The following is a 23,077-nucleotide window of genomic DNA, read 5'->3' on the forward strand; positions in this document are numbered from 1 at the left end:
TTACCCCTGTTCATCAGGGTTTAAGCCCTTAACTACCAACCCTGGGAAATTATTCTTTTATTACCTGCCAGCACAACTACTCCTGAAATGGTTAAAGTCCTGAAATGCTAATGTTATAAATTTATACCGAGGAGTGGCCAGTAAAATTTACTGATTAACAATACCACTACCCAGGAAATTATGTTCAAAATGACCCCAACCTTCAGGACATCACTTATCCTGTAATAACCAGCCGAAAACGCAATGGCATTGGGAGGAGTCCCCATGGGCAAACAGAAGGCTAAACCTCCTGATAGGGCAACAGCCAGTGTAGTTGCTATCGGGTTTATCTGACTTATTTCACCCCAGCTAAAGGCAAGGGGAAGTATGATGGCCACAGCAGCCACATTACTGATCCCTTCGGTCAAAAGTTTAGTAACCAGGGTAATAACAGCAATAAAGATAAAGGGACTTACAGAAATACTGGAGAAAATCGTACTGGAGAGCCAGGCAGCAGCACCGGTAATACTCAGGGAGCTGGCTACAACAATAGCCCCTCCGTACATAAAGATTACTCCCCAGTTTACATAATCTACAATGTCCTTCCACTTAACGATATCAAGGACGAAAATAGCCACTCCCCCCAGAAGGGCCGTAATAGCAATGTCAACCCTGGAGGATAGTAAAAGCCACATCAGAATAACCATTATAAGGACAGCAATCAGTTTTTTCTCCGATTTACTGAGTTGGCCCTGATTACCCATTATTTTTTCCAGTTTCTTTTTAGCCTCAACTGAGTCCGTTATTTCCGGTTTAAAGAAATATGTAATTGTAAAATAGGCCAGTATTAAAATTATAATGGGAATGGGAAGGGCCATAAGAATCCAGTTAACAAAACCTATGGAAATGTGATAATTTTTCTGGAGAATATCTACCGCCAGCAAATTCCGGGCTCCACCTAAATAGGTAGTTATCCCCCCGATAACAGCTCCCCAGGCCAGGGACAGGAACAGGGCCTTACCCAGTTGACTTTCCATCGGTTTTAAATTTAGACTGCGTGATATCTGAATCACTATCGGAAACAACAGGGCTGCTACAGCGTGTTCGGGCATAATACACGATAGGAGAGCTGCTGTTGTCAAAATACCACCAATTAAATTATTGGCACTCCCGTCAAAAAAAAGTAATATCCGGTAAGCTATCCTGACCCCGAGGCCTGTTTTCTGGATTCCTGCAGCCAGAATTAAGGCCCCCAGGATAAAGAAGATAGCCTTATTCCCGAACAGAGAAAAGGACTCCTCAACATCCATAACCCCGAGTAAGGGAATCAAAGCCATACCCAGAAGGCTGGTCATAGCAAGGGGTATGATGTTAGTAACCCAGAGGGTTAAACTGATTATAAAAATGGCAAAGGCATTTTTGCCAGATACCGTAAGCCCTGCCGGTGGCGGTATTAACAATAAAAACAAACTTATTATAAGACCACAGACGACAATTATCCTTTTTAACCTCATTTTTTACCCCTCTTTATTCCAGGTATCCTAAACTCTTCAAACGCTGTTTTATAAGATTAATTTCCTCTTTTATCAAATCCTCTCTACTAAATATTTCCTCCCGGTCTTTATCTTTAACCTCGGTGGTTGAAATTAAATCCCTCATGACATAAACAATAAATTCGGTAACACTGTTAAACCCGGTACCATCAATAACTTTTTTTATATTATTATAAAGGGGACGGGGAATTTTGATTGTAACTTTATCATCACTCATCCAGAAAACCTCCCCAGTGGGCTTTAAGCCTGTCTACATAACTGTCTTCTATAACAACATCACCCATATCTATATCAGGAGAATTATCTCCATGAAAATCTGAACCTCCAGTGATAAGAAGATCCAGTTCCCGGGCTACCCCCAGGTAATAGTTGCTGACTTCTTCAGAATGCTTGGAATGATAGACCTCTATTCCCTCAAGGCCTCCCTCCACCAACCTGCTGATCTCCTCTTTCTTTAAGGGGTCACCCCTGTTAATAAAGTGGGGATGGGCCAGGACAGGGATACCATCCGCCTCTTTAATTAATTGAATAGCCCGTTCCGGGGATAGCTGATATTTGGGGACATAAGCCCGACCATTATTCCCGATATAATCATCGGTAAAGGCTTCTCCCATCTCAGTGATATAACCCTTTTTGATCATAGCCCTGGCAATATGGGGCCGTCCTACATAATCATCACCAGCCAGGTTCCTTACCTCCTCATAACTTATCTCAACTCCGAGCTCATTAAGTTTTTCAACCATCTTCCTGGCCCTGTTCAGCCGGGCCTGATATATCTTATCAATCTCGGCCAGAAAATCATTATTATTATAATCTATAAAATACCCGAGTATATGTATCTCCGCTTTTTTACGGAAAGTCGAAAATTCAATAGCAGGAATAACCTCAATTCCCCTTTCCCTGCCGTATTTTAAAGCCTCTGCAACCCCTTCCACTGTATCATGGTCAGCCACAGCTATTGTCTTTAACCCCTTTTTTGCCGCATAACTAACCAGTTCAGCCGGGGTATAAGACCCGTCTGAATATGTAGAATGTATGTGTAGATCTGCTGGCATATTTTTCTCCTCTCCTTTTATTTATTAATAAATTTAATTATTAAATCCTGCCCCTGACCTTATACCACAAAAGGCCAATCCACTCATGAATAGCAGCCAGGGTAGCATTCAAATTAGATCGGGCCGGAAAAAAGTCAAGCCAGCCCTGGGTATGATCAGCAAAATACCCCGCCGGTACCGGCACCACCTTAAGATTTAGCCTCCGGAAAACACCAACTGCCCGGGGAAGGTGAACAGCCGAAGTAACCAGATAAACACCTCTATCAAGCCCGTTTCTCTGCTCCAGGTAATCCCTGACATACAATCCGTTTTCATAGGTATTGCGGGCCCTGTTTTCCAGAACTAAAGCTTCCTGATTAATTCCCAGCTCCCGGAGGAACTCCCCGGCAACATCAGCCTCACTGGGGCCGGAATGGCCGATACCCTGCCCCCCGGTAAAAATCAGGGTGGTTTCTACTTCTTTATATAACCTGTAACCGGTTACTAACCGCTGAAGGGTTATCGGATTTAACTTTCCCTCACCTTTTTCACCAAAATAATTAATACCTCCTCCCAGAACCACAATAGGGAGTTCTTTATCATATCTACTGATATTATAATACGGGAATTTTGTTTCCAGGGGTATCAAAAACAGCATAACCCCCACAGCTGATGACAATATATACATTAAAACAAGGGATATACAGGCCAGCCCCACGATCAGGCGGTTACTCCTTTTTTTAATTAAATAAACAGTAATAACCACCCAGATTACCAGGAAAAGTCCCGGCGGGGAGACAAATGAGGATATAATTTTTTCAAGGACAATCATTTTTATTCACCTATTACTTTGACCAGAACCCTTTTCTCCCTTTGACCATCAAACTCACCGTAAAATATCTGTTCCCAGGGGCCAAAATCAAGTTTACCCCCGGTTATTGCCACCACTACCTCACGCCCCATAATCTGCCTTTTCAAATGAGCATCAGCATTTGTTTCAAACCCATTATGGGCATACCGGGATATAGGTTCATGGGGAGCAAGTTCCTCCAGCCACTTTTTAAAGTCACTATGCAGGCCTGGTTCATCATCATTAATAAAAACACTGGCCGTTATATGCATGGCATTAACAAGGCATAACCCCTCATCAATACCACTCTTATCAACAATTTGCTGAACCCTGTCAGTAATATTTATAAGTTCAACCCTGTTTTTGGTGTTAAACCACAGATATTCGCGGTATGATTTAATTTTAATCCCCTCCTTTATCTTATCCTTTATTCTATCCCTATAGTATATTATATACCTTTAACAAACAGGTAACAAATTATGGGTTACTCTTCCAGGACATGTTCCAGACCCTGGCTAAACAGGGTTAGAACGTGGTCATCATCCAGTGAATAAAAGACAGAGCGACCCTCTTTACGATACTTAACAAGATTCATATTCCTCAATACCCTTAGCTGATGGGAAACAGCTGAAGGACTCATATTTAACAACTCAGATATATCGCAGACACATAACTCCCTCTCCCTCAAGGCATAAATAATTTTAACCCTGGTCGGATCAGACATGGTTTTAAATAATTCAGCTAATCTATTAATTATTTCATCATTTATCTGGGTATCTTTCAGCATCTTAACTATTTTGGTATTGGGGTCAAAGACTTCACAGACATCACAGGGGAAATCTTCTTTTTTGTCCAAACCCCTGACCTCCTCTCCTGTACCCATAAATGTAATTTTAACATAACTTATATATAATAAGTCATACCAGCCTTATCTTGCTGATCTGGATGGTCACCCATTTAAACCCACTTTTTCTGATTGAATATCTTAAAAAGGCCGGGTTACCCGGCCTTAAATCCACCAAAATTATCAGACCCTACAGCTCTCCCTTTCCAGTTCCTGAAGGATTTGATACATTTTTTCCTCTTCGGCGGTCACCAGGACTCGACTCCTCTGCTGGGTCCTCTCTTCTTTTTTCACCAGGTCAAGATCTACATCAAGTCCCAGCTTCTGAAAACCCTGTTTAACCCATTCTTTTCCGGAAAGAAGAGATTCATAGCTAACTACTATACTGTTTTCTATATTTTCATAGGCAGCAATCAGGGCATTATTATTCTCAAGCCAGCCGGGGCTAAATCCAGAAATACCCCTTCTAAAAAGGCTGGCTTTAACATCAGCCGGATTCCGGTAAACAAAGACAGCTTTCAAATTTCTGGCGACATGACGGTAAAAGAAGATGGCCGGTATTCTTACAATTTTAAGACCGGCTGTCCCCCTGCAGGAATTTAACCTCTCTATTATTTTATTCATATCAATGGTATTTTCTACAGTCATAGCCTTTTTTATTAAACGTTTTGATAAATCCTTACTCAAAGCCAGTTCATAATATCCGCCTTTATTATAATCATCACCGGCAAAATCAGATGGAAACTTAACCCCGGCACTCTCAACCAGCTGACAGGCCAGGGAAGTCCCACTTCTCGGGTGGCCGGCAACTATGACTGCATCTTTTAATATCTTTACCTTAATATCATCATTCATATTCTTCTCCTCCTGTATTACGTAATTTTTACCAGATTATCCCCTGGTTATATACCAAAATATACTTTAAGTTTCACATCTATGCAAATAAAATTAGACTTATAAATTATTATAACATTAATTTTATCGTAATCTACTCTAAACATACCATAAATTATATATTTTAACAGTCATAAAATATATTTTAGAACACACCCCTGATTTCCTCCTTTTTTAGTATTTTTTAAATAGAGGAATTTATAAATCAGATAATCTCATGTTCAGTAATTCACCAGTCAATACCTATTTTTGGGGAATTACAGGGATTAATAATTTACCCTTATATTGTTAAATAACAGGAAACCTTTATATTGTAAACTTAATTAAACTTGTTTTTATACCGGTAACGATCACTTTTTTCTACTGGCACATAAAAATGAGGTAAGGTTAATTAAAACAACCCTACCTCATTTATTATAAAATAATTAATATGTCTATCTTGTAATTAATATATCTATCCTGCAAACAGTTACGAATTAAACCTCAAAATTTTCGACGAGTTTATCAAGCCTGGCTGACATTTCGGCAAGCCTGTCAGCCATGGCAGCTATTTCTTCTACAGAAGCACTTTGCTCTTCACTGGCTGCAGCCACTTCCTCAGCACTGGCCGAGGTTTCCTCAGAGATACTGGCAATGTTTTGAATTCTCTCCACAATGTCCTGACTGCTATCACTGGCATTCTTAACAGCCTCACTGGCTTTGGAAATACCCTCAGTTACCCTCTGAACAGCCTGATCAATATTTTTAAATGCCCTTGCGGCTGAAAGAACAACTTCCTGACCATTTTCTACTTCTTCTGTCCCTCTGGCCATTCTTTCACCGGCCCGGGCTGTCTCGTTTTTGATCTCTTCAATTAATTTTCTTATTTTATCAGCTGAAGCGGCAGATTCCTCAGCCAGCTGGCGAATCTCATCAGCAACAACACTGAAACCCTGACCGGCTTCCCCGGCCCTGGCCGCCTCTATGGCAGCATTTAAAGCCAGCAGATTGGTTTGATTTGCTATATTATTAATTATCTCCAGGATACTATCTATTTCCTCTGAAATGGTCTTTAAATTATTAATATCCCGGGCCACTTCCTTGATGGCTGATTTAATACTGTTCATCTGCTCCCTTACCTCTTCTATTTCTTCCTGCCCATTTTCTGAGGCCTGATTCATTTCCCCGGCCATGTTCTCCACCATACCATTTGTATTTTCAAGCTCATCCAGAACCCCGGCCAGGTTTTGAATCCTTTCATCTATTTTCTCAATATTGTGGGCCTGATCATCAGCACCGGTTGCTACCTCCTGGATGGAAGCTGAGACCTGTTCCGACACTTCTCCCACCTGGTCAGAAGCCTCTTCAAGTTCCCGGGATAGTTCTTTAACCTGACCCGAATCGGAATCAATACTGGTTATAAGGGTCTTGAGTTCTGAAACCATTCTGTTAAATATCTGTCCCATAACCCCGATTTCATGCCGGCGTTTAGCAGGTACAGAAACCTTTAAATTCCCACTGGCTACTTCCTGCATGGCCTGTGATATCCGGATAACAGGTTTAAGCAACAACAAATTAATAATTAAATAGACCCCGACAACCAGAACCAGTAGCACTATACCTGAAATTATAAATAGTTGTCTGTTAACCCGGGACTGAGCCTGATAGGCCTCTTTGACAGGTATCTGGGCTACAATTGCCCCTTTTATCTTCGGAGTGGGGGTATAAGAAGCAAGTTTGGTTACTCCATTGTAGGTATATTCAGTAGAATCACTTTCTCCGCTGAGGACCCTTTCCAGGTTAACTTCCTGGCCAAAATCATAACTTTCCTCTACCATGTTTTCCTCTGGATGGGCAATTATCCTTCCCTGATCATCTATAATAAAAGTATAGCCATTTTCCCCAACCGGGGTCGCTTTCACAAGCTGGTTTAAAACCTCCAGGGAAACATCACCACCTATGACACCTATAAGCCCCTGTTCCGGGTGGTATACAGGAGTAACAACTGTTATAACCCGGTTACCTGATATTTTACTCTCCCTAGCCCCGAGCCAGGTAACCCCTTTTTTATCCAGAGCTTTATTATACCAACCGGTTTCAACAGGGTCAAAATTAGACAATTTAGAATCAGGGTATGTAATAAATTCCCCATTCTGGCCAGCAAAATACACCCGGGATATTAAAGGAGAATCTTCGGTAACTTCTTTTAAAAATACTTTGATCCTCTCTATATCTCTATTTTTAACAGCTTCCTGGTGGGAAGTTAAAGTTATAATATCCTCAACCTCGTCAAACTGGCCCCTTAACCTTCCCTCCAGGGCCATAGCAATACCCAGGTTTCTATCCCTCACTAACCCGGTTATCTCCTGTTTTACAGTGGTATTTATCCTGTAATACATTAGTAAACCCGCCATTAAAATAATAATACAAATAAACACCATAACCCTTATGCCAATACTTTCACGGAACTTAACCTGTGATAAAAAGTTTTTAACTACATTTCGTCTGTTACCCGACTGGTCCATATCCAGGTCCCTCCCTTTATAGTAATAGGTTGGCTCCACTATCAAATCTAAATGTTTTTAAACAAGAAATGTAAAAAATATGTACTTTGAAATCAACGTTCCAGATAAAAGCAAATTACCTAAATTAATTACATCGAACTATGTGTAATCCCGATATGTGTTATATGTGATATATTTTACTTAATTATATTACAAAATAATACGTTATGCAATAATAAGTAATGAAAACTATTATCTTTTACAAATATATAACAATAAACTAATGTAAATTTACATATTTTTCCCCAGCAAGCTACGGGTATCTTCCTTACCCTTTTTAAATAACCGCAAAATAGCCTTAATGTTATCAAATCCGGCAGCCCCGGGGGGTTTAAGGGTGGATTCAGGGGCTATTTTATAGATATTAATTCTTCTTTTAGCATCTTTTTTACCACGCTGTTTTATATCCAGTATTTTTTTAAGCTTCCAAATAAAAGAGGGCTTAATCTTGCCACGGTATTCATCCAGTAAATTCAATACTCTGTTTATTTCTTCTGCCCGTTGTAAATCACCATACATTAATTTACTTGAAGCTATATCAATAAACCTGTCTAATACTGACAGGGCGGCACTGTAGTTCTTACCCGGAAGCTGGTCTTCTCCTTCTTTAATCTCCTTTAAGGGTACCAGTAAAACTACATATATATTTCTGGCCCCCCAGAGAATGGCTTCTTTCAAAGGGGTGTTATCCAGGGCACCCCCATCCATGTAATAATTATTACCAATTTTAACACTGGGGAAAGCTGCTGGATAGGCCATGGAGGCTAAAATCCCCTTAATTACCTCAATCCGGGAATTATAATCAAATACCCTGGTAATTCCTTTATTGAGGTCTGTCCCGGTTATACTCAGCTGACAGATCTTATAATCTGATATCATTCTCGTCTCCGGAATATAATCTGATATAACCTTTCTTAAAACTAAATTGGTAAATACTGAGGGAATTCTCCATGGAGTAAAGATGTTTTTTAAAAAACCGGGCCAGTTCAGGGTCAAAACCTTTTCCAGGTTTAACCAGACCTCTTTTATCCTCTCAACCGGATCTTCAGACCTGTACTGGCCATACTGTAAAAATTCAGCCAGTAGAGCCCCGTTAAAAGCCCCGATAGATGACCCGGTAACCAGATCGATCCTGATTCCCCGCCTTAACAGTTCTTCTATAACCCCGACCTGATAGGCACCCTTGGCACCACCCCCACTTAACACCAGGGCTGTATCTATTTTTTGTTCTCCAATACTCTCCGTATCATACCTGACCTTCATGGTCTCCCCCCCGGTTGTAAATTATTTAAACCCTTCAGGAATTTTTATAATATAATTAAACAACCAATCTTATTCCTGACCTTTCATAATTGATTTCCATAGCTGCAAACTCCACAACAACTTCCGTTTATTTCAGATTATGGCTTTTTAAAATTCCTTTATTTAAATAATATTGTTAATACCACTTCATAAGAACTGACCATTCCTCCGTTCCTGTAAAAGCCATTCGCCACATTAAACAAGTATAAATTAAACAAAGGCCCCTGTAACAGGGGCCTGTAGGACCTTCCTTATCTTAATTTACAGTCCGGGTCCTTCCGATGGTATCCAGGATTGACCGGTGGGGATAATACTCCCTGAAGATTCGGTAGTAATAAAGCTCTTCTTTACTCCTGAGGGTAACATCATCAGAAATCTTTTTTTCCTTTTTAAACTCTTTATCACTTATAAATGACTCTATTTTGCTCTTTATAGTATCAGTGGTATTTGACCCCTCAAAAAATTTAGCCTTCTTTCGCCAGATAATCTCATCAGGAAGGTCATCCTCAAAGGCCTTCCTTAAAATCCATTTCTCCACCGGTTTATTACCATAAAGCTTCCACTTTACCGGAATACTGAAGGCAAATTTTACAATCTCTTTGTCCATAAAAGGCATATCATATAACAGGGAATGGGCCATATTCATTCTATCTACCCTCTGAAAACCATTGGAATGGCCCGACATTGTTAGAACTTCAAGCTCTTCCCTGATATCAGCAAGGCTTTGCATGTCCTTTAAATAGTGATAACCACCAAATAACTCATCGCCACCTTCACCACATAGTACCAGTTCAACCCCCGTCTCTTTGGCCAGCCTGCCAACAAAATAGTTGGCAATTGAACTGCGGACCAGATACTGGTCAAATGATTCCAGCTGATAAATAACCTCAGGGACTATTTCCAGAGCCTCTTCTACAGTATACCGGTATTCATAGTGGTCGGTTCCCAGATGGTCTGCCACCAGCCTGGCTTTTTCCAGATCATTACTCCCTTTAGCCCCGACTGCAAAGGTTTTAATAACTTCCTTAACTTTCGAAGCTGCAGCCACAATAGTACTGCTATCAATCCCTCCACTTAAATATATGCCAGGGTTATCAATTCCACCAATTCTCCTCTTTACCGTTTTAATAAGTAAATTACGCAGCCTTTTTACCCCTTTATCGACTGAAGTTATCCTCTGTTTATGGGATACACCTTTAAAATATTCCTGAAACCCTACTTCAGAATGATAATAGTGTCCGGGAGGGAAGGTTTTAATCTCTGAATCAAACTGGGCCAGACCCTTAATTTCAGAGGCAAATACAAATTTTTCACCAATATTACTATAGTACAGGGGTTTCAATCCTAAAGGATCCCGGGCCACAAAAATATTTTCCCCGTCAAAAATAGCAATAGCAAAGGGGCCATTAAAGTAGTGAACACATTCCTTCCCAAATTTATTATATAGTTCGATTATTTCACTATTGCCTTTAACCCATTGTCCATACCCTGAACTGTCTTTTTTTCCTTCAACTACCACCCTGCCATCGGAAATAGCTATAACCTCTTTCGGGGAATAATCCCCCTTACCCTTAATCCGGGTACATCCCAGAACCCCCTTCGGGGCCTTATAAATTCTGGTACTTTCTGGACCCCGGTGTTCCATCTTTTTTAGGACATCTCTCACCAGTCCGGGGTCATCATCCTCGTAAACTCCTGCAATGCCACTCATTGTGTTAGTGTAATACCTCCCTGGTTTTTATTACCTTTTTATTATCATTTAAAGATAATAATAAAAATTCCTTCCTTTTTTTCTCAAAAATTTTAAGATAAGATGTCTTTTATAATTTATTTGTATTTATAGACATTTTTCAGAAAAGTTGATATTATAAGAAAAAGGGAGGGGAATGTTTTGAAATACTACCGTTTTAAGCAGGAAGGGAGAATGAACTGTGATGTCCGGGTCTTTGCCACCCGGGACCTCTATAACCAGATAGAAAAAACAGCCTTAAAACAGCTTTTTAATGCAGCCAGCCTTCCAGGAGTAGTCGGGGTTATAGGACTCCCCGATATCCATCAGGGGTATGGATTACCCATCGGTGGAGTAATGTGTTCCAGTTTAAAAAAAGGAGTCATCTCTCCCGGGGCGGTAGGTTTTGATATAAACTGTGGAGTCCGGCTTTTAGTTGCCGGTTTAAGGCTCGAAGATATAATTGATAAACTGGATGATATAATGTCCGGACTGAAAAATGAAATCCCGGCCGGGTTAGGGGTTAATTCAACATTAACATTTACCGACCAGCAATTTGAACGGGTAGTTGAGGAGGGACTACCCTTTTTAATAACCAGGCTGGGGTATGGACAGACCATTGATATAGCAGCCTGTGAGGAAAACGGCCACCTAAAGGGGGCAGATCTTACGGGGGTCTCAAAAAAGGCCATAAACAGGGGTAAAAAACAGCTGGGAACCCTCGGTTCAGGCAATCATTTTCTTGAAATTCAGGTAATTGATAAGGTCTATAATCATAACTCCGGTCTCGAAGAGGGCCAGATCAGTATCATGATCCACACCGGATCCCGGGGTTTTGGCCACCAGATTGCTGAAGATTATATCAACATTGCCAAAAAAAGGGCCAAAAAATATAATTTTGATTTCCCCACTAAAAACCTGGCCTCCTTCCCCATTAATTCCCCGGAAGGGGAAGACTACTACCGGGCCATGGCCTGTGCCGCTAACTTTGCTTTTGCCAACCGGCAGATATTAACCCATTTTGTAAGACAGGTAATAAACCACTTTATACCGGGAACCTTTATTACTGTATATTATGACCTCGCCCATAATATCTGCAAAAAGGAAATTCACCAGATAAATGGCAAGAAAAAAGCCCTTCTGGTCCACCGTAAAGGGGCTACCAAGCTATCCCCTGACGGCATTGCCCTTGTTCCAGGATCTATGGGAACAGACAGTTATATTGTCAGGCCGAAAAATCAGGAGGCCCTGAAAGCTGCCTTTGAATCTGTTTCCCATGGAGCCGGTCGGAAAATGGGGAGAAGGCAGGCCAGAAAGAAACTATCATACCGGGAACATTTAAAGAGTCTGGGGGAAGTCAGAGTGACCTCGGCCACCAATGACAACCTCCTGGATGAATCACCACTGGCCTATAAGGATATTAGTGAGGTCATAAGGTCCCTTAAAGAAACCGGGCTGGCAGAACCGGTGGTCCGTCTTAAACCCCTGGCTGTTTTAAAGGGATAGTCTTTTAACGAAGAATGTTAAATACCTTAATGATAATGAAATGATAGGTCTGACCAAGTATATATAGATTCAGTTTAACAATAAATGTTATTTTCTAACTCAAACTGAGTAAACACCCCTCACTCAATTCAACCTTACTACTTTCTCCAAAAAGGCCGGGTTTACCCTGTTGCCTGGTCATACTGACCGTATGCAGGGCCAGGATATTATTTAAGCTGAACATTATTTCTCCTTTATTGACCACAAGTTTAAAGGGGATTTTTGTCTCCCAGTTTAAATTAAAATGGGATAGATTATTTTCCTGGATTATTTTATATTCAAACCACCGGTGTCCATCGGTTCTTATATGTGGTAAATGCTTAATAAGCCTGACCGTATCTGTATCTGGTATTATTTCCACAAAATAACCACTGCTATCTTCACTGAGGTGGAAGGCAAAACCACCCCTGGCACCATCTATTTTTAACTTGCCTTTTAATAGAAAATCATTTAAAGGTTCATAGAAAGGTATTATTTGTAACCCTTCCTCCACCTGTAAAACCATCTTTTCCCTGCCATTTCCATAATCTGAATAAGAATTAACTAAAAGGGGCTTACCAAAGGCTATCGAAGTCTCTTTTTTGCCATCAAGATAGGGCTCAAGAAGCCTGTCCGATATTCCCAGATACAACCTCCCCCCTTCTTCCTGTCTTACTTCAGGGAAAATGGGAAGGTATTTCTTTAAAGAGCCACCATCTGCTTTCAAATCTCCCGATGGATAAGGCCCATCTACTTCAAAATAGGTCCAGCAGCCGTACCTCACCTTCCCCCTGAAGGAAACAACCTTTCCAGCATAATGGCTATGAGGAACAAAAAGCCGGTTATCACCTAATGCCCGGTAGGGGCCTTCCAGTCTTTCCGACACCCAGTAACGCTGACTCCTGTCTTCAATTATTGAGGCAAATATGTAATAATAATCACTATTTTAAATAACTGGGGACATTCCAGGTCATAAAACTGCCCCGGGGCAAATAGTGGTTTTTTTACCTCCCAGTCAATTAAATTATCAGAAACAGCCAGGGCTACCACACCTCTCCTGAGGAAAGGACCTGAATTACTCCGGCTGGAAATAACCATATAGTACTTACCGTTTTCGTAATATATCTTGGGGTCCCGCCAGGAGACCATTATTTTGTCTCCCAGTTCATTTTCATACCAACGGCTGTCGGCGGATAAAACAGGATTCCCATCGTATTTTTCCCAGTTTATCAGGTCAGGAGACACAGCCATGGCTGTCCTCTGAACCCGACCAGCCTCCCTGGTGGAACAGGCAGTATAGAACATATAAAACTTCCCCTTATGTCTGGTAACACCCATGGTCCAGATACGATCATCATCATAGCTCCCTGTATCACCGATAGTAATGGCCGTAGGGAGGCTATCCCAGATTATCCCATCATCAGAAACAAGGTGCCTTACCGCACTGTTCCCCGGTGATACCAGATGGAAAAGGTGGAGTCTATCATTGTGTACTATCAAATCTACATCTCCCACCGAGTCTTTAAAGCTTCTTAAATAGTACATTTAACATCCACTCCTGTTTTCATATTACAATATACCACATAAACTCACTAACTGATTTAACTATAGTATTCATTGTAACGTCCAGACCTATCATATTATATATAAAATAATTTATCAACTAAGAAAAAATCATTAATGATATTTTATAACCGGGCCGTACATTAAGGTTGCACCACAGGTGCTCCGTATCTAAGAAAACCGTACAGAACATTAAGGGTGCACCCATTAAATGTTTCCTTTAAATTGAAATTACTTAAGGAATAATATATAGTAGTTACTGTAGATTTAATAAATATCTTTTATATTTATTACCCGGGACTTAAGGCAAATTTTAATTTGCTTTAAATATTTACTGTAGGTAAATAAATTACGATTTACAGGAGGCTTTATTATGATTATCGGAATTGATGTCGGTGGAACACACACTGATGGGGTTTTACTTGTTCTGGATTCAGACAATCCCCCGGTCTATAAAGTCCATAAAACCTGCAAAATGGAAACTGATCATCAGGAACTGGAAGGTTCCATTTTAAAGGTCCTCGATTATCTAACTGAAGGGGTCAACAGAAAAGATATAACCCGGATTGTTTTAAGTACTACTCTGAGTACCAATACAATCATAGAACATAATCATGACCCGGTGGGGTTAATTATCATCCCCGGCCCGGGTTTAAACCCCGGACTATTATTAATCGGTGAAGAAAATGCCAGCCTCAATGGGTATATAAACCACCGGGGGCAAGAAGAAAAACCACTGGTTGAGTCAGAAATCAGCAAAGCCCTGAAAAGGTTTCAAGAAAAAGGGATAACTAATCTGGCTATAGTTGGTAAGTTCTCACCCCGCAACCCCGGTCATGAACTTAAGATTAAAGACTATATCATGGAACAGGGATATAATTTCAAACACATCACCCTGGGGCATGAACTCTCCGGAACTTTAAATTTCCCGAGACGGGTAGCTACTGCCTATTACAATGCTGCTATTTCTTCAGTCCACCATAATTTTATAACTTCTATAAAAAAGGCTCTCAGTCTCAGGAATATTAAGGCTGAGGTGGTGCTTCTTAAATGTGATGGTGGAACCCTTACCCTAGCACAGGCAGCCCGGCGGCCTGTTGCTACCGTTAAATCAGGCCCGGCCGCCAGTCTTATGGGAAACCTGGCTTTTATCAGGGACAAACTCACCTCCATTGCCCTGGATATTGGCGGGACTACTACCGATATCGGACTATTTATTGATGGGGTACCCGCCTTTGTTCCCGGTGGTATAAAAGTGGGGGGCTTACCTACCCTGGTCCGGGGCCTCTTCTCCCGGTCCATCCCCTGTGGTGGGGATAGTGAAGTCAGGGTTGTTAAAGGCCAGCTTACAATCGGCCCACGGCGCCGGGGAATACCAGCCTCAAAAGGAGGCCCGTCCCCGACCCCGACCGATGCCCTGGTTGCCCTGGGGCTTATAGAAGACAGCAAACACTTTAATTATGAACTGGCTGTAAAAAGCTTGTCTCCCCTCTATGACCTGGTAAAAAACGGTCTAATAAAAAAAGATAATAATGAAAAAACTGAAAAACCCGTTTTCAGAGCTAAAAAAGTAGCCCGTCTCATTATTGACAGGATGAGTCATATAATCGAACAGGAAATTAATAATATCCTGACAACCCTGGAAAACCAGCCAGTCTATACCATCAGGGAGTTGCTGGAAAATTTCTCTATTAACCCCCGACTCATTACTGGAATGGGGGGACCGGCCCGGGCACTCATCCCCCGGCTTGCTTCAAAAATGGGTTATGACTATATAATTACACCCCATTCAGGAGTGGCCAATGCTATCGGAGCCGGGGCAGCCCGGCCAACGGTCGAAGTTACTGTCAGGGCCGATACCGCAACCGGACAATTAACCGTTCCGGAAACAGGTTTACATAAAAGAATAAACCGGGACCTCAGGTTAAATCAGGTTGAAGAAGTAGCCCGGAAAGAGCTTGAAAAACTCAATCCTAATCCCCATCCTGAAAGCCCTGTTGAAATAACCCAGCGGGAAAGCTTTAATGTAATCAGGGGTTTCAGAACTCTGGGAAGGATTATAGAAGTAAAGGCCCAGGTCAAACCCGGCCTGATAGCCCGGATCAGGCCCTGATAACAGGACACGCAATAATTTAATGTTAAATAAATGTTAAACAAAAGGTAGATTTAACCCCTTTCCAGAATTAAATAATAGATAATATTATATTCCGGGGTGATATAATGAAAAACAAAAAACAGGTTTATGCCTGGGCCCTTTATGACTGGGCCAATTCTGCTTTTGCCACCACTATTCTGGCCACTGTCCTGCCCATCTTTTATAAAGATGTTGCCGCCAGTGGCATACCGGACCACCTGGCTACCTCATACTGGGGGTATACCCAGACCATCGGGATGCTGATTATTGCTATTTTATCCCCCATTCTGGGGGCCATGGCCGACTACTCCCGTTCCAAAAGGCTTTTCCTCAAGGTCTTTGCCTATCTCGGTATGATCGGGACCGGCTTACTGTATTTTGTCGGTGAAGGTGATTATATCCTGGCCTCTTTATTCTTTATTCTGGGCAGCATTGGCTTTTCAGGCGGTAATGTTTTTTATGACAGTTTTTTGCCTGATATTTCTGACAAAAACAAAATGGATTATGTTTCAGCCCTGGGCTTTGCCGCCGGATACCTGGGTGGAGGTCTTTTACTTCTCATTAACCTGATAATGATATCAAAACCCCAGCTGTTTGGCCTGTCCAGCACCCTGGCTGCCACCAAAATATCTTTCGTCAGTGTGGCCGTCTGGTGGTTTATTTTCTCGCTGCCTGCCTTTAAGACCCTGCCCTCACCTGATTCCCAACATACCCATCTTACCCTGAAAAAATACGTAAAAGCGGGTTTTAAGAGGCTGGCCACAACCTTTAGAAATATACGGCGTTACCGTGAATTATGGAAGTTTCTCCTGGCCTTCTGGGTTTATAATGACGGAATAGGTACCATAATCAGGATGGCTACCATCTACGGAAGGGAAATAGGAATAGGCCAGACTGATTTAATCGGGGCTCTCCTCCTGACACAGTTTGTCGGGATACCCTGTGCTCTTCTATTTGGTAAGCTGGGAGAAAAAATAGGTACCAAAAAAGGTATCTTTATTGCCCTTATGATTTATCTCATGATTACTATCAGGGGTTATTATATGACCACGGCCTTCGATTTCTGGCTCCTGGCCGGTCTGGTAGGACTGGTTCAGGGAGGAGCCCAGGCTTTGAGCCGTTCCCTTTATGGTAGTATGGTTCCTGAAAATAGAACGGCCGAATTCTTTGGTTTTTATGGTATTTCCAGTAAGTTTGCAGCCATTACCGGCCCCTTCCTCTTTGCCCTGGTAGGACAGCTGACTGAATCCAGCCGCCTGGGGATACTGGCGGTAGCTTCCTTCTTTATCATCGGTATAATTTTATTGAGCAGGGTTGACATTGAAAAGGGACGGAGTGAGGCCCTGAAATAAAAAATCTTAAGTTAACCTTCAACATGGGTAAAAATTAACCTTCAACCTGGACAAGGGGCAGCAGAAAAGACTTTACCTCTTCCTGGTTCAACCTGCCGTTAATATATTGACATACTACATCTATAAACTCTGCTGCCTCATCTACCCCTTTTTCAAATCCGGTCATAACCTCTTCTTTCTCCTCATTTTCTAAAAACCCACTCTGTACCTTTTCCGGATAGCTATAGATTGTTATATCAAGGGGTAAGAGCCAATTTAAAACCTTCAGTAACATTTTTTTAAGATATCGGGGACTGTAAAAAATTCGTTGTACCCTCTTCATATCACGGTAGGCGCCATTGATAAACCCTGCCAGGTCTTCATCTGCCATCCTGTAGCCATAAACCTTTTTTAAAATATAGTGGTAAAAAGCCTCTATTTCCCCGGGTAAATTAGGCCCCACTTCAATAGCTTCCCTAGAATAAAGGCGGTCAGCCCTCTGCCCCTTCAAGCGGGCCATTAAATATGTATCCAGCTGGATCTCAAACCATTTATGTTCTAAACTATTACTGGTCCTTGAATTAATCAAAGGGTGTAACCACTTATCCAGGGAAAGATGGGTGATAAGGCCGGCCAGGTAACTTCCCAGTAGGGGGAAATCGGCTTTACAGGATAAATCTTTAAGGTAATCAACGCCGGTAATAAGAAACTGGTCCACTTTTTTCAAATGGAGATCAGCCCCGGTAGCCGGCCCTTTTTTATTTTTAATCCAGGGCCAGAATTGATGGTAAAAGAAAAAATCAGGCCCCTGACACCCCAGGTTAAAGACTTTTATATTATCTTTTATAATCTCCTGAAACTTTTTATCCTCCAGTTTGTCAATAACCCTCTCCCCGGCCAGGATATGTGTCCAGAAATCAGGCATAATTATTCCTCCTATCCAGACTGTGTCCATATTTATTTTTTATATGATTGTAGTTATAATACAAGACCCGAAATCACATGGATTATGGTCACATTTATTCTCTACCCAGTTTATGGTATAATTAAAAATAAAAAAAATCAACCGGCAGGTGATATAATGCCAGATTCAATTAAAAATATTAAGGCAAAAAATAAACTGGGCCTTATTTTCTTCCCGGCCTTTGACTGGGCTATCTCCCCCACCCATCCGGAGCGGGAAGAACGCCTCCTCTATACCAGGGACCAGGTCTTTGAGGAGGGGCTTATGGATATTGATGGTATTAAGGAATTTAACCCCGGAATCGCGGAGGAAAAAGATGTCCAGAAGGTTCATATCTGTGTCCCTGAAGTAAAGAAAGTAACCACTCCATCCCACCTTATATCAGCCGGGGGAGCCATTAAAGCCGCCGGGCTTGTTTTAAATAAAGAAGTTGACAAGGCTTTTGCCATCGTCAGACCACCAGGCCACCACGCCTTCCGGGTAGTTCACGGAGCCAGAGGATTTTGTAATATCAATAATGAGGCCATCATGGTTGAAGCCATCCGGTCAAAATACCCGGATCTGAAAATAGCCTTTGTAGATACTGATGCCCATCATGCCGATGGTACCCAGGAAATATTTTATCATGACCCCCATGTCTTACATATATCACTTCATCAGAATGGGAGAACCCTCTTTCCGGGATCCGGTTTTACAAACGAAGTGGGAGGGCCCGGGGCCTATGCCAGAACCCTCAACATACCCCTCCCCCCCTACACTACTGACGAAGGCCTGCATTACGTCCTGGATAACCTGGTATTACCGGTTTTAGAAGATTTTAAGCCTGACCTCATCATTAACGCAGCCGGCCAGGATAATCACTATTCTGACCCCTTAACCAATATGAAAATATCAGCCCGGGGATATGCCGAATTAAATGCCAGACTCAACCCCGATATTGCCATTCTTCAGGGTGGTTATTCTATAGAAAGTGCCCTTCCCTATATCAATGTTGGGCTCATCCTGGCCATGGCCGGCCTTGATTATAGTAATGTCAGGGAACCAGATTTTGACAGCCGGAACCTGACTCAGGACCCGGTCATAACAGATAATATCAAAAATACGGTTGCTGTCCTGAGGGAAATCTGGGAAAACCGGAATAACCAGGCACCAGTCCCTGATACAGGTGAATTTACTATTAAGAACAATTTCTATGAAAGGGAAAAACACATCTTTTATGATACTGACGGTATAAATGAACTCCAGCGAGAGCGGGTAAAAGCCTGTCCCGACTGCCCTGGATATATTATTATCGACTCCAGGGCTGAAAAGGGCTTTAGAAATACCCGTATCAAAGCCATAAGTATCCCCTTAAAGGCCTGCAAGAATTGTCACGAAGAGGCACACCTCAAATTTGAGGAGGCAAAAAAAGAGGCAGGTAATAAGTATGATTACCTCTACCTGCAGGATGTAAAGGGAGAAGAATTTGTAACCTATCCTTCTCCCTGATTTTCTCTTTTTAAACAATTAATTTACTTTTAAAGTTTAAACAAATACTCTCCTTTTATTCTACTTTTTCAAACTGATCTTTCCCAACACCACAGACCGGACATACCCAGTCTTCAGGCAAGTCTTCAAAGGGTGTCCCGGGATCTATACCATTATCCGGGTCTCCTTCATCCGGGTCATATATATAGCCACACACCTGGCATTCATATTTATCCATATATCTTCACCTCCTTTATTACCCCTGTTACTATTTATAATATATTTTAATTAATGGTTATTTATTTCTTTTTAATCTCCCCTTTAATTTCATTAATTTTTGCTTTTAAATCTTCCTTAACTGGCCTGTACCTGATTTTAATCTGGCCCAGGACACCAAATTTAGACTCCTCCAGCATATCTGCTACCTGACCGATACTCTGGCCACTCCAGCCATATGAACCGAAAGCAAGGGCCTTTCTGCCCCGGGGACTTAGACCCTTTAAATATGTCAAAAAGGAGGCAACGGTCGGCAGCATATTATTATTTAAAGTCGGTGACCCGACACAGATATATTCAGCGTCAATAACATCAGTTATTACATCTGAAATGTGATTTTTTTTCAAATTACGTAAGGCCGTCTCTACACCAAGCCCTTCGAACATCTCTACAATACGATAGGCAATCTCCTCTGTCGAACCCCACATGGTGTCATAGACAACAACAGCTTTATTATCTGTTTTATTGCCAGCCCACTTTCGGTAGGCCGCTATGATTTTATCGGTATATTTCCGCCAGACAATCCCGTGAGAGGGAGCAATAATATCTAGTTCCAGCCCGTGGTTCTCGATAGCATCCAGTTCCCGTTTTACCTGTCCTCGATAACCCATTACTATATTGGCAAAATATTTTTTGGCTTCTTCGAGGGCAATATCCAGTAATACTTCATCATCAAACCTCTCCGATGTAGCATAATGCTGGCCAAAGGAATCATTTGAGAATAATATTTTCTCTTCCGGCATATAAACCACCATATTATCCGGCCAGTGAACCATGGGAGTCAGGATGAAATTAAGGGTCCGCTTACCCAGTTCCAGAGGGGCTCCCGGTTTCACCACTTTCATATCCCAGTCACTACTGTCATAATGAAATTCGAGGCCTTCCTTGCCCTTGGGTGAGGTAAACAGGGTAGCCCCGGTAACTTCCATAAGCTTCGGTAATCCCCCTGAATGATCCATTTCCACATGGTTAGATACAATATAATCTATTTCTGAGGGATCGATGATACTTGATATCCTCTCAATCATCTCATCATAGAGATAATGTTTTACTGTATCAACCAGGGTAACTTTTTCATCAACAATTAAATAGGCATTATAAGTAGAACCCCGCTGGGTTAAATACCCGTGAAAGTTCCTCAAGTTCCAGTCTATTCCTCCAACCCAGTATACTCCTTCTTTAATCTTTACAGCCTTCATTATGTTCCCCCTTATTAAAAATCATCTCTTTTTACACCCTGAGGTATATCGTAATAATAGCATTAATTTTCTTACATTTCAAGTATTATTTAAAATGCCCGTTTTCATTTACAATATTAGATAAATAGTCATGATTTTAAATATATGTTATCTGATTCCTGAATTTATATTATAAAATGTTTATTAAATAAAAAAGCAGGTGATAACCTTATATCACCTGCCAGGTAAAGGTCTTCTTAATTAGCATCTAACTGCTCTTTCAACCCTTCCAAGAGGGCATTAAACTTCTGCTCATAGGCTTCCTCAAACTGATTCATTCTTTCTGAAACCTTTTTCTTAATGTCATCATCCACATCGGACTGAACCTGCATAACAGTCTTCCCGTCTCTGGTCTTGACCGGTTTAATTTTCAGGCGAGAATTCTTTTCAACCAGGTTTTTAAATTGTTCTTCTATTCTTTCCCGTTCCTGACTGTAGTTTTCGACCAGCATGGTAATCTGGTTTAATAACTGTTCCAGAATTGAACTATTATTGTCCTGCTTTAAGGATTCAATGGCCAGAATCCCCTCTTTTCTCTTTTTTATATCTTCTGGACTTATTTTTAAACCCAGGGACTCTGCCATCAAACGCTGGGTAACTACAAGAAGCTCAGAGTCATTTTTTTCCTTTAACTCCTTCCAGAGTCCTTCAGCATCAATCTCATCCTTAAAAAACCTGGCAAGGATGGGTTTTGCTTCCTCTCTTTTTTCGAGCTTACCATCTGTATCACCGCTTTTTTTAGCCAGGTCTTCCGCTCTTTCCAGGGCAATTTCCAGAGCACTCTTGATCCTTTTCATTTACCTTCCACCACCCTTTCTAAAAAGATCGAAAAACCTATCCTGGTAAGCTTCAAAAACCCCCCAGCGATCCAGTTCCCTTTTCAGTACTGAAGGGTCAAGGTCACCACTTTTTACCCTGTCAAACATCTTTTCAATCTCCTCACTGACAGCTATTGGCAACCCTTCCAGGTTACGGGTTACAACATAATACCCTTTATCATCGGTACTCAAAAAGCCACGATCTTCATAATAAGGAATCTGGGATTTATACATGCTCTTTATAATCAGCTCCTGAACAAGTTTCATCAAAGAGACATCCCAGAGTTCATCTATACCCTTTATTATTGCAGTCATGGTATCTCCTTTTTCCTTGATTTCATCCTTAATGCGGTCACTGGTCTGTTCAATGGATTTGGAGACACTGAAGGTCCTTAAGGACTCCTTTTTGTAGTTCATCTTGTATAAAAAACCGGCCAGATCCGGGTGGTTTTGGGACATCAGCTGCAAGGCCTTTTTAGCTTCCTTACTGAAGCCCTCCATATTCAAAACATAACCTGGTGTCAAAAGTTTTGGTTTCTCCCAGGTTATTTTCCCTTCTCTGACTTTGGTTTCCGGACCTTCGTTTTCGAGTACTTCCAGGTAATATGGTTCGGCCAGAACGAAATAATGCAGGGTCGTACTCTGTGATGGTGATATCAGTTTATCAGGAAATTTCAGTATTTCTGTTTCCTTTAAGGCTTCCCTTATTTTCTTGCGTTCCTCCATCTTATAACCTCCTTTCCTGATGTTATTTATTCTTTAAACCTGACTCCAGTCTAACTAAAATTTCAACCTGCCTGGAATATTAAACTACTGTTATCAGTTTCTATAAAGTACTTTATTCTATAAATATTACATTTACCCTCCCAAATATAGTATATAGTATATGTTATATTTTTTCCAGCCTTCTGAAGTGAGCCCTTTTTATAAGTTTTTCTTAAATTTACCTTTTTTATACTGAAAGGACCCGTTTTTACGGGTCCTTTTCCATAAAAATTTATTTGTTTTACTGACATCTACCCCCATATTTGTTG

General features: G+C 41.3%; 22 protein-coding genes. 4 read left to right on the forward strand and 18 right to left on the reverse strand.

Features of this window, described 5'->3' with window-relative positions; genetic code table 11:
- Positions 1-113 precede the first annotated feature (113 nt).
- The 10 genes from HORE_RS11565 to HORE_RS11610 all read right to left on the reverse strand — a co-directional run bounded on the left by HORE_RS11565 (position 114) and on the right by HORE_RS11610 (position 10,710).
- A complete protein-coding gene (locus HORE_RS11565) occupies positions 114-1,493 on the reverse strand; it encodes an SLC13 family permease (RefSeq protein WP_015923946.1) in 1,380 nt (459 codons plus the stop codon).
- Positions 1,494-1,506: 13 nt separating this feature from the next.
- Positions 1,507-1,749 (reverse strand): hypothetical protein, encoded by a 243-nt coding sequence (locus HORE_RS11570; protein ID WP_015923947.1) that lies wholly within the window; start codon positions 1,747-1,749, stop codon positions 1,507-1,509.
- Positions 1,742-2,587, reverse strand: coding sequence for a phosphatase (locus HORE_RS11575; protein WP_015923948.1), 846 nt, complete (start codon positions 2,585-2,587; stop codon positions 1,742-1,744). Before HORE_RS11575 ends, HORE_RS11570 begins: the two co-directional genes overlap by 8 nt.
- Before the next feature lie 40 nt (positions 2,588-2,627).
- The gene (locus HORE_RS11580; protein WP_167935792.1) at positions 2,628-3,332 is read right to left on the reverse strand and encodes a YdcF family protein; all 705 of its coding nucleotides are present in this window, start codon (positions 3,330-3,332) and stop codon (positions 2,628-2,630) included.
- Positions 3,333-3,400: 68 nt separating this feature from the next.
- Complete coding sequence (locus HORE_RS11585; RefSeq protein ID WP_041606133.1) at positions 3,401-3,817, reverse strand: secondary thiamine-phosphate synthase enzyme YjbQ; 417 nt, start codon at positions 3,815-3,817, stop codon at positions 3,401-3,403.
- An 83-nt stretch (positions 3,818-3,900) separates the two neighbouring features.
- Complete coding sequence (locus HORE_RS11590; protein ID WP_015923951.1) at positions 3,901-4,272, reverse strand: ArsR/SmtB family transcription factor; 372 nt, start codon at positions 4,270-4,272, stop codon at positions 3,901-3,903.
- Positions 4,273-4,443: 171 nt separating this feature from the next.
- Positions 4,444-5,115 (reverse strand): sulfotransferase family protein, encoded by a 672-nt coding sequence (locus HORE_RS11595; RefSeq protein WP_015923952.1) that lies wholly within the window; start codon positions 5,113-5,115, stop codon positions 4,444-4,446.
- A 515-nt stretch (positions 5,116-5,630) separates the two neighbouring features.
- Complete coding sequence (locus tag HORE_RS11600) at positions 5,631-7,658, reverse strand: methyl-accepting chemotaxis protein (protein WP_015923953.1); 2,028 nt, start codon at positions 7,656-7,658, stop codon at positions 5,631-5,633.
- A 270-nt stretch (positions 7,659-7,928) separates the two neighbouring features.
- Entirely contained in the window at positions 7,929-8,960 is a 1,032-nt protein-coding gene (locus HORE_RS11605) for a patatin-like phospholipase family protein (protein WP_015923954.1), read from the reverse strand.
- Between the two features lie 295 nt (positions 8,961-9,255).
- Complete coding sequence (locus tag HORE_RS11610) at positions 9,256-10,710, reverse strand: asparagine synthase-related protein (RefSeq protein ID WP_015923955.1); 1,455 nt, start codon at positions 10,708-10,710, stop codon at positions 9,256-9,258.
- 180 nt (positions 10,711-10,890) lie between these two features.
- Between HORE_RS11610 and HORE_RS11615 the strand changes: the two genes are divergently transcribed.
- The gene (locus HORE_RS11615) at positions 10,891-12,234 is read left to right on the forward strand and encodes an RtcB family protein (protein ID WP_015923956.1); all 1,344 of its coding nucleotides are present in this window, start codon (positions 10,891-10,893) and stop codon (positions 12,232-12,234) included.
- A 94-nt stretch (positions 12,235-12,328) separates the two neighbouring features.
- Here the strand turns inward: HORE_RS11615 and HORE_RS11620 are convergent, their stop codons facing one another.
- Together HORE_RS11620 and HORE_RS11625 are read right to left on the reverse strand one after the other, a co-directional pair.
- The gene (locus HORE_RS11620; protein ID WP_041606137.1) at positions 12,329-13,138 is read right to left on the reverse strand and encodes a hypothetical protein; all 810 of its coding nucleotides are present in this window, start codon (positions 13,136-13,138) and stop codon (positions 12,329-12,331) included.
- Between the two features lie 26 nt (positions 13,139-13,164).
- Positions 13,165-13,797, reverse strand: a complete 633-nt coding sequence (locus HORE_RS11625) for a glycoside hydrolase family protein (protein WP_015923958.1) — start codon at positions 13,795-13,797, stop codon at positions 13,165-13,167.
- A gap of 391 nt (positions 13,798-14,188) precedes the next feature.
- Here HORE_RS11625 and HORE_RS11630 point away from each other — a divergent pair, with 391 nt between their 5' ends.
- Both HORE_RS11630 and HORE_RS11635 read left to right on the forward strand, forming a co-directional pair.
- Positions 14,189-15,928, forward strand: a complete 1,740-nt coding sequence (locus HORE_RS11630; RefSeq protein WP_015923959.1) for a hydantoinase/oxoprolinase family protein — start codon at positions 14,189-14,191, stop codon at positions 15,926-15,928.
- Between the two features lie 107 nt (positions 15,929-16,035).
- On the forward strand, positions 16,036-17,301 hold the full coding sequence (locus tag HORE_RS11635) for an MFS transporter (RefSeq protein ID WP_015923960.1): 1,266 nt from the start codon (positions 16,036-16,038) through the stop codon (positions 17,299-17,301).
- A gap of 34 nt (positions 17,302-17,335) precedes the next feature.
- On the opposite strand, the gene HORE_RS11640 is transcribed toward HORE_RS11635, so the two are convergent.
- Positions 17,336-18,205 carry a zinc dependent phospholipase C family protein gene (locus HORE_RS11640; protein WP_015923961.1) on the reverse strand — a complete coding sequence of 290 codons (870 nt, stop codon included), beginning with the start codon at positions 18,203-18,205 and terminating at the stop codon, positions 17,336-17,338.
- Between the two features lie 156 nt (positions 18,206-18,361).
- Between HORE_RS11640 and HORE_RS11645 the strand changes: the two genes are divergently transcribed.
- Positions 18,362-19,732 carry a histone deacetylase family protein gene (locus tag HORE_RS11645; protein ID WP_041606138.1) on the forward strand — a complete coding sequence of 457 codons (1,371 nt, stop codon included), beginning with the start codon at positions 18,362-18,364 and terminating at the stop codon, positions 19,730-19,732.
- A gap of 55 nt (positions 19,733-19,787) precedes the next feature.
- On the opposite strand, the gene rd is transcribed toward HORE_RS11645, so the two are convergent.
- The 5 genes from rd to HORE_RS11670 all read right to left on the reverse strand — a co-directional run bounded on the left by rd (position 19,788) and on the right by HORE_RS11670 (position 23,059).
- Entirely contained in the window at positions 19,788-19,949 is a 162-nt protein-coding gene (gene rd, locus HORE_RS11650; protein ID WP_015923963.1) for a rubredoxin, read from the reverse strand.
- A 61-nt stretch (positions 19,950-20,010) separates the two neighbouring features.
- Complete coding sequence (locus tag HORE_RS11655) at positions 20,011-21,186, reverse strand: FprA family A-type flavoprotein (RefSeq protein WP_015923964.1); 1,176 nt, start codon at positions 21,184-21,186, stop codon at positions 20,011-20,013.
- A 236-nt stretch (positions 21,187-21,422) separates the two neighbouring features.
- Entirely contained in the window at positions 21,423-22,022 is a 600-nt protein-coding gene (locus HORE_RS11660) for a hypothetical protein (RefSeq protein WP_015923965.1), read from the reverse strand.
- Positions 22,023-22,769 carry a hypothetical protein gene (locus HORE_RS11665; protein WP_015923966.1) on the reverse strand — a complete coding sequence of 249 codons (747 nt, stop codon included), beginning with the start codon at positions 22,767-22,769 and terminating at the stop codon, positions 22,023-22,025.
- A 62-nt stretch (positions 22,770-22,831) separates the two neighbouring features.
- Entirely contained in the window at positions 22,832-23,059 is a 228-nt protein-coding gene (locus tag HORE_RS11670) for a hypothetical protein (RefSeq protein ID WP_041606141.1), read from the reverse strand.
- Positions 23,060-23,077: the final 18 nt, after the last annotated feature.

It is taken from the genome of Halothermothrix orenii H 168 (assembly GCF_000020485.1).
Lineage (GTDB): Bacteria > Bacillota > Halanaerobiia > Halanaerobiales > Halothermotrichaceae > Halothermothrix > Halothermothrix orenii.

Excerpts from the sequence above, each read along its gene's own strand:
- HORE_RS11565 (WP_015923946.1), bottom strand. The coding sequence starts at position 1,493 with ATGAGGTTAAAAAGGATAATTGTCGTCTGTGGTCTTATAATAAGTTTG.
- HORE_RS11570 (WP_015923947.1), bottom strand. The coding sequence starts at position 1,749 with ATGAGTGATGATAAAGTTACAATCAAAATTCCCCGTCCCCTTTATAAT.
- HORE_RS11575 (WP_015923948.1), bottom strand. The coding sequence starts at position 2,587 with ATGCCAGCAGATCTACACATACATTCTACATATTCAGACGGGTCTTAT.
- HORE_RS11595 (WP_015923952.1), bottom strand. The coding sequence starts at position 5,115 with ATGAATGATGATATTAAGGTAAAGATATTAAAAGATGCAGTCATAGTT.
- HORE_RS11600 (WP_015923953.1), bottom strand. The coding sequence starts at position 7,658 with ATGGACCAGTCGGGTAACAGACGAAATGTAGTTAAAAACTTTTTATCA.
- HORE_RS11605 (WP_015923954.1), bottom strand. The coding sequence starts at position 8,960 with ATGAAGGTCAGGTATGATACGGAGAGTATTGGAGAACAAAAAATAGAT.
- HORE_RS11610 (WP_015923955.1), bottom strand. The coding sequence starts at position 10,710 with ATGAGTGGCATTGCAGGAGTTTACGAGGATGATGACCCCGGACTGGTG.
- HORE_RS11625 (WP_015923958.1), bottom strand. The coding sequence starts at position 13,797 with ATGTACTATTTAAGAAGCTTTAAAGACTCGGTGGGAGATGTAGATTTG.
- HORE_RS11630 (WP_015923959.1), top strand. The coding sequence starts at position 14,189 with ATGATTATCGGAATTGATGTCGGTGGAACACACACTGATGGGGTTTTA.
- HORE_RS11635 (WP_015923960.1), top strand. The coding sequence starts at position 16,036 with ATGAAAAACAAAAAACAGGTTTATGCCTGGGCCCTTTATGACTGGGCC.
- HORE_RS11640 (WP_015923961.1), bottom strand. The coding sequence starts at position 18,205 with ATGCCTGATTTCTGGACACATATCCTGGCCGGGGAGAGGGTTATTGAC.
- HORE_RS11645 (WP_041606138.1), top strand. The coding sequence starts at position 18,362 with ATGCCAGATTCAATTAAAAATATTAAGGCAAAAAATAAACTGGGCCTT.
- rd (WP_015923963.1), bottom strand. The coding sequence starts at position 19,949 with ATGGATAAATATGAATGCCAGGTGTGTGGCTATATATATGACCCGGAT.
- HORE_RS11655 (WP_015923964.1), bottom strand. The coding sequence starts at position 21,186 with ATGAAGGCTGTAAAGATTAAAGAAGGAGTATACTGGGTTGGAGGAATA.
- HORE_RS11660 (WP_015923965.1), bottom strand. The coding sequence starts at position 22,022 with ATGAAAAGGATCAAGAGTGCTCTGGAAATTGCCCTGGAAAGAGCGGAA.
- HORE_RS11665 (WP_015923966.1), bottom strand. The coding sequence starts at position 22,769 with ATGGAGGAACGCAAGAAAATAAGGGAAGCCTTAAAGGAAACAGAAATA.
- HORE_RS11670 (WP_041606141.1), bottom strand. The coding sequence starts at position 23,059 with ATGTCAGTAAAACAAATAAATTTTTATGGAAAAGGACCCGTAAAAACG.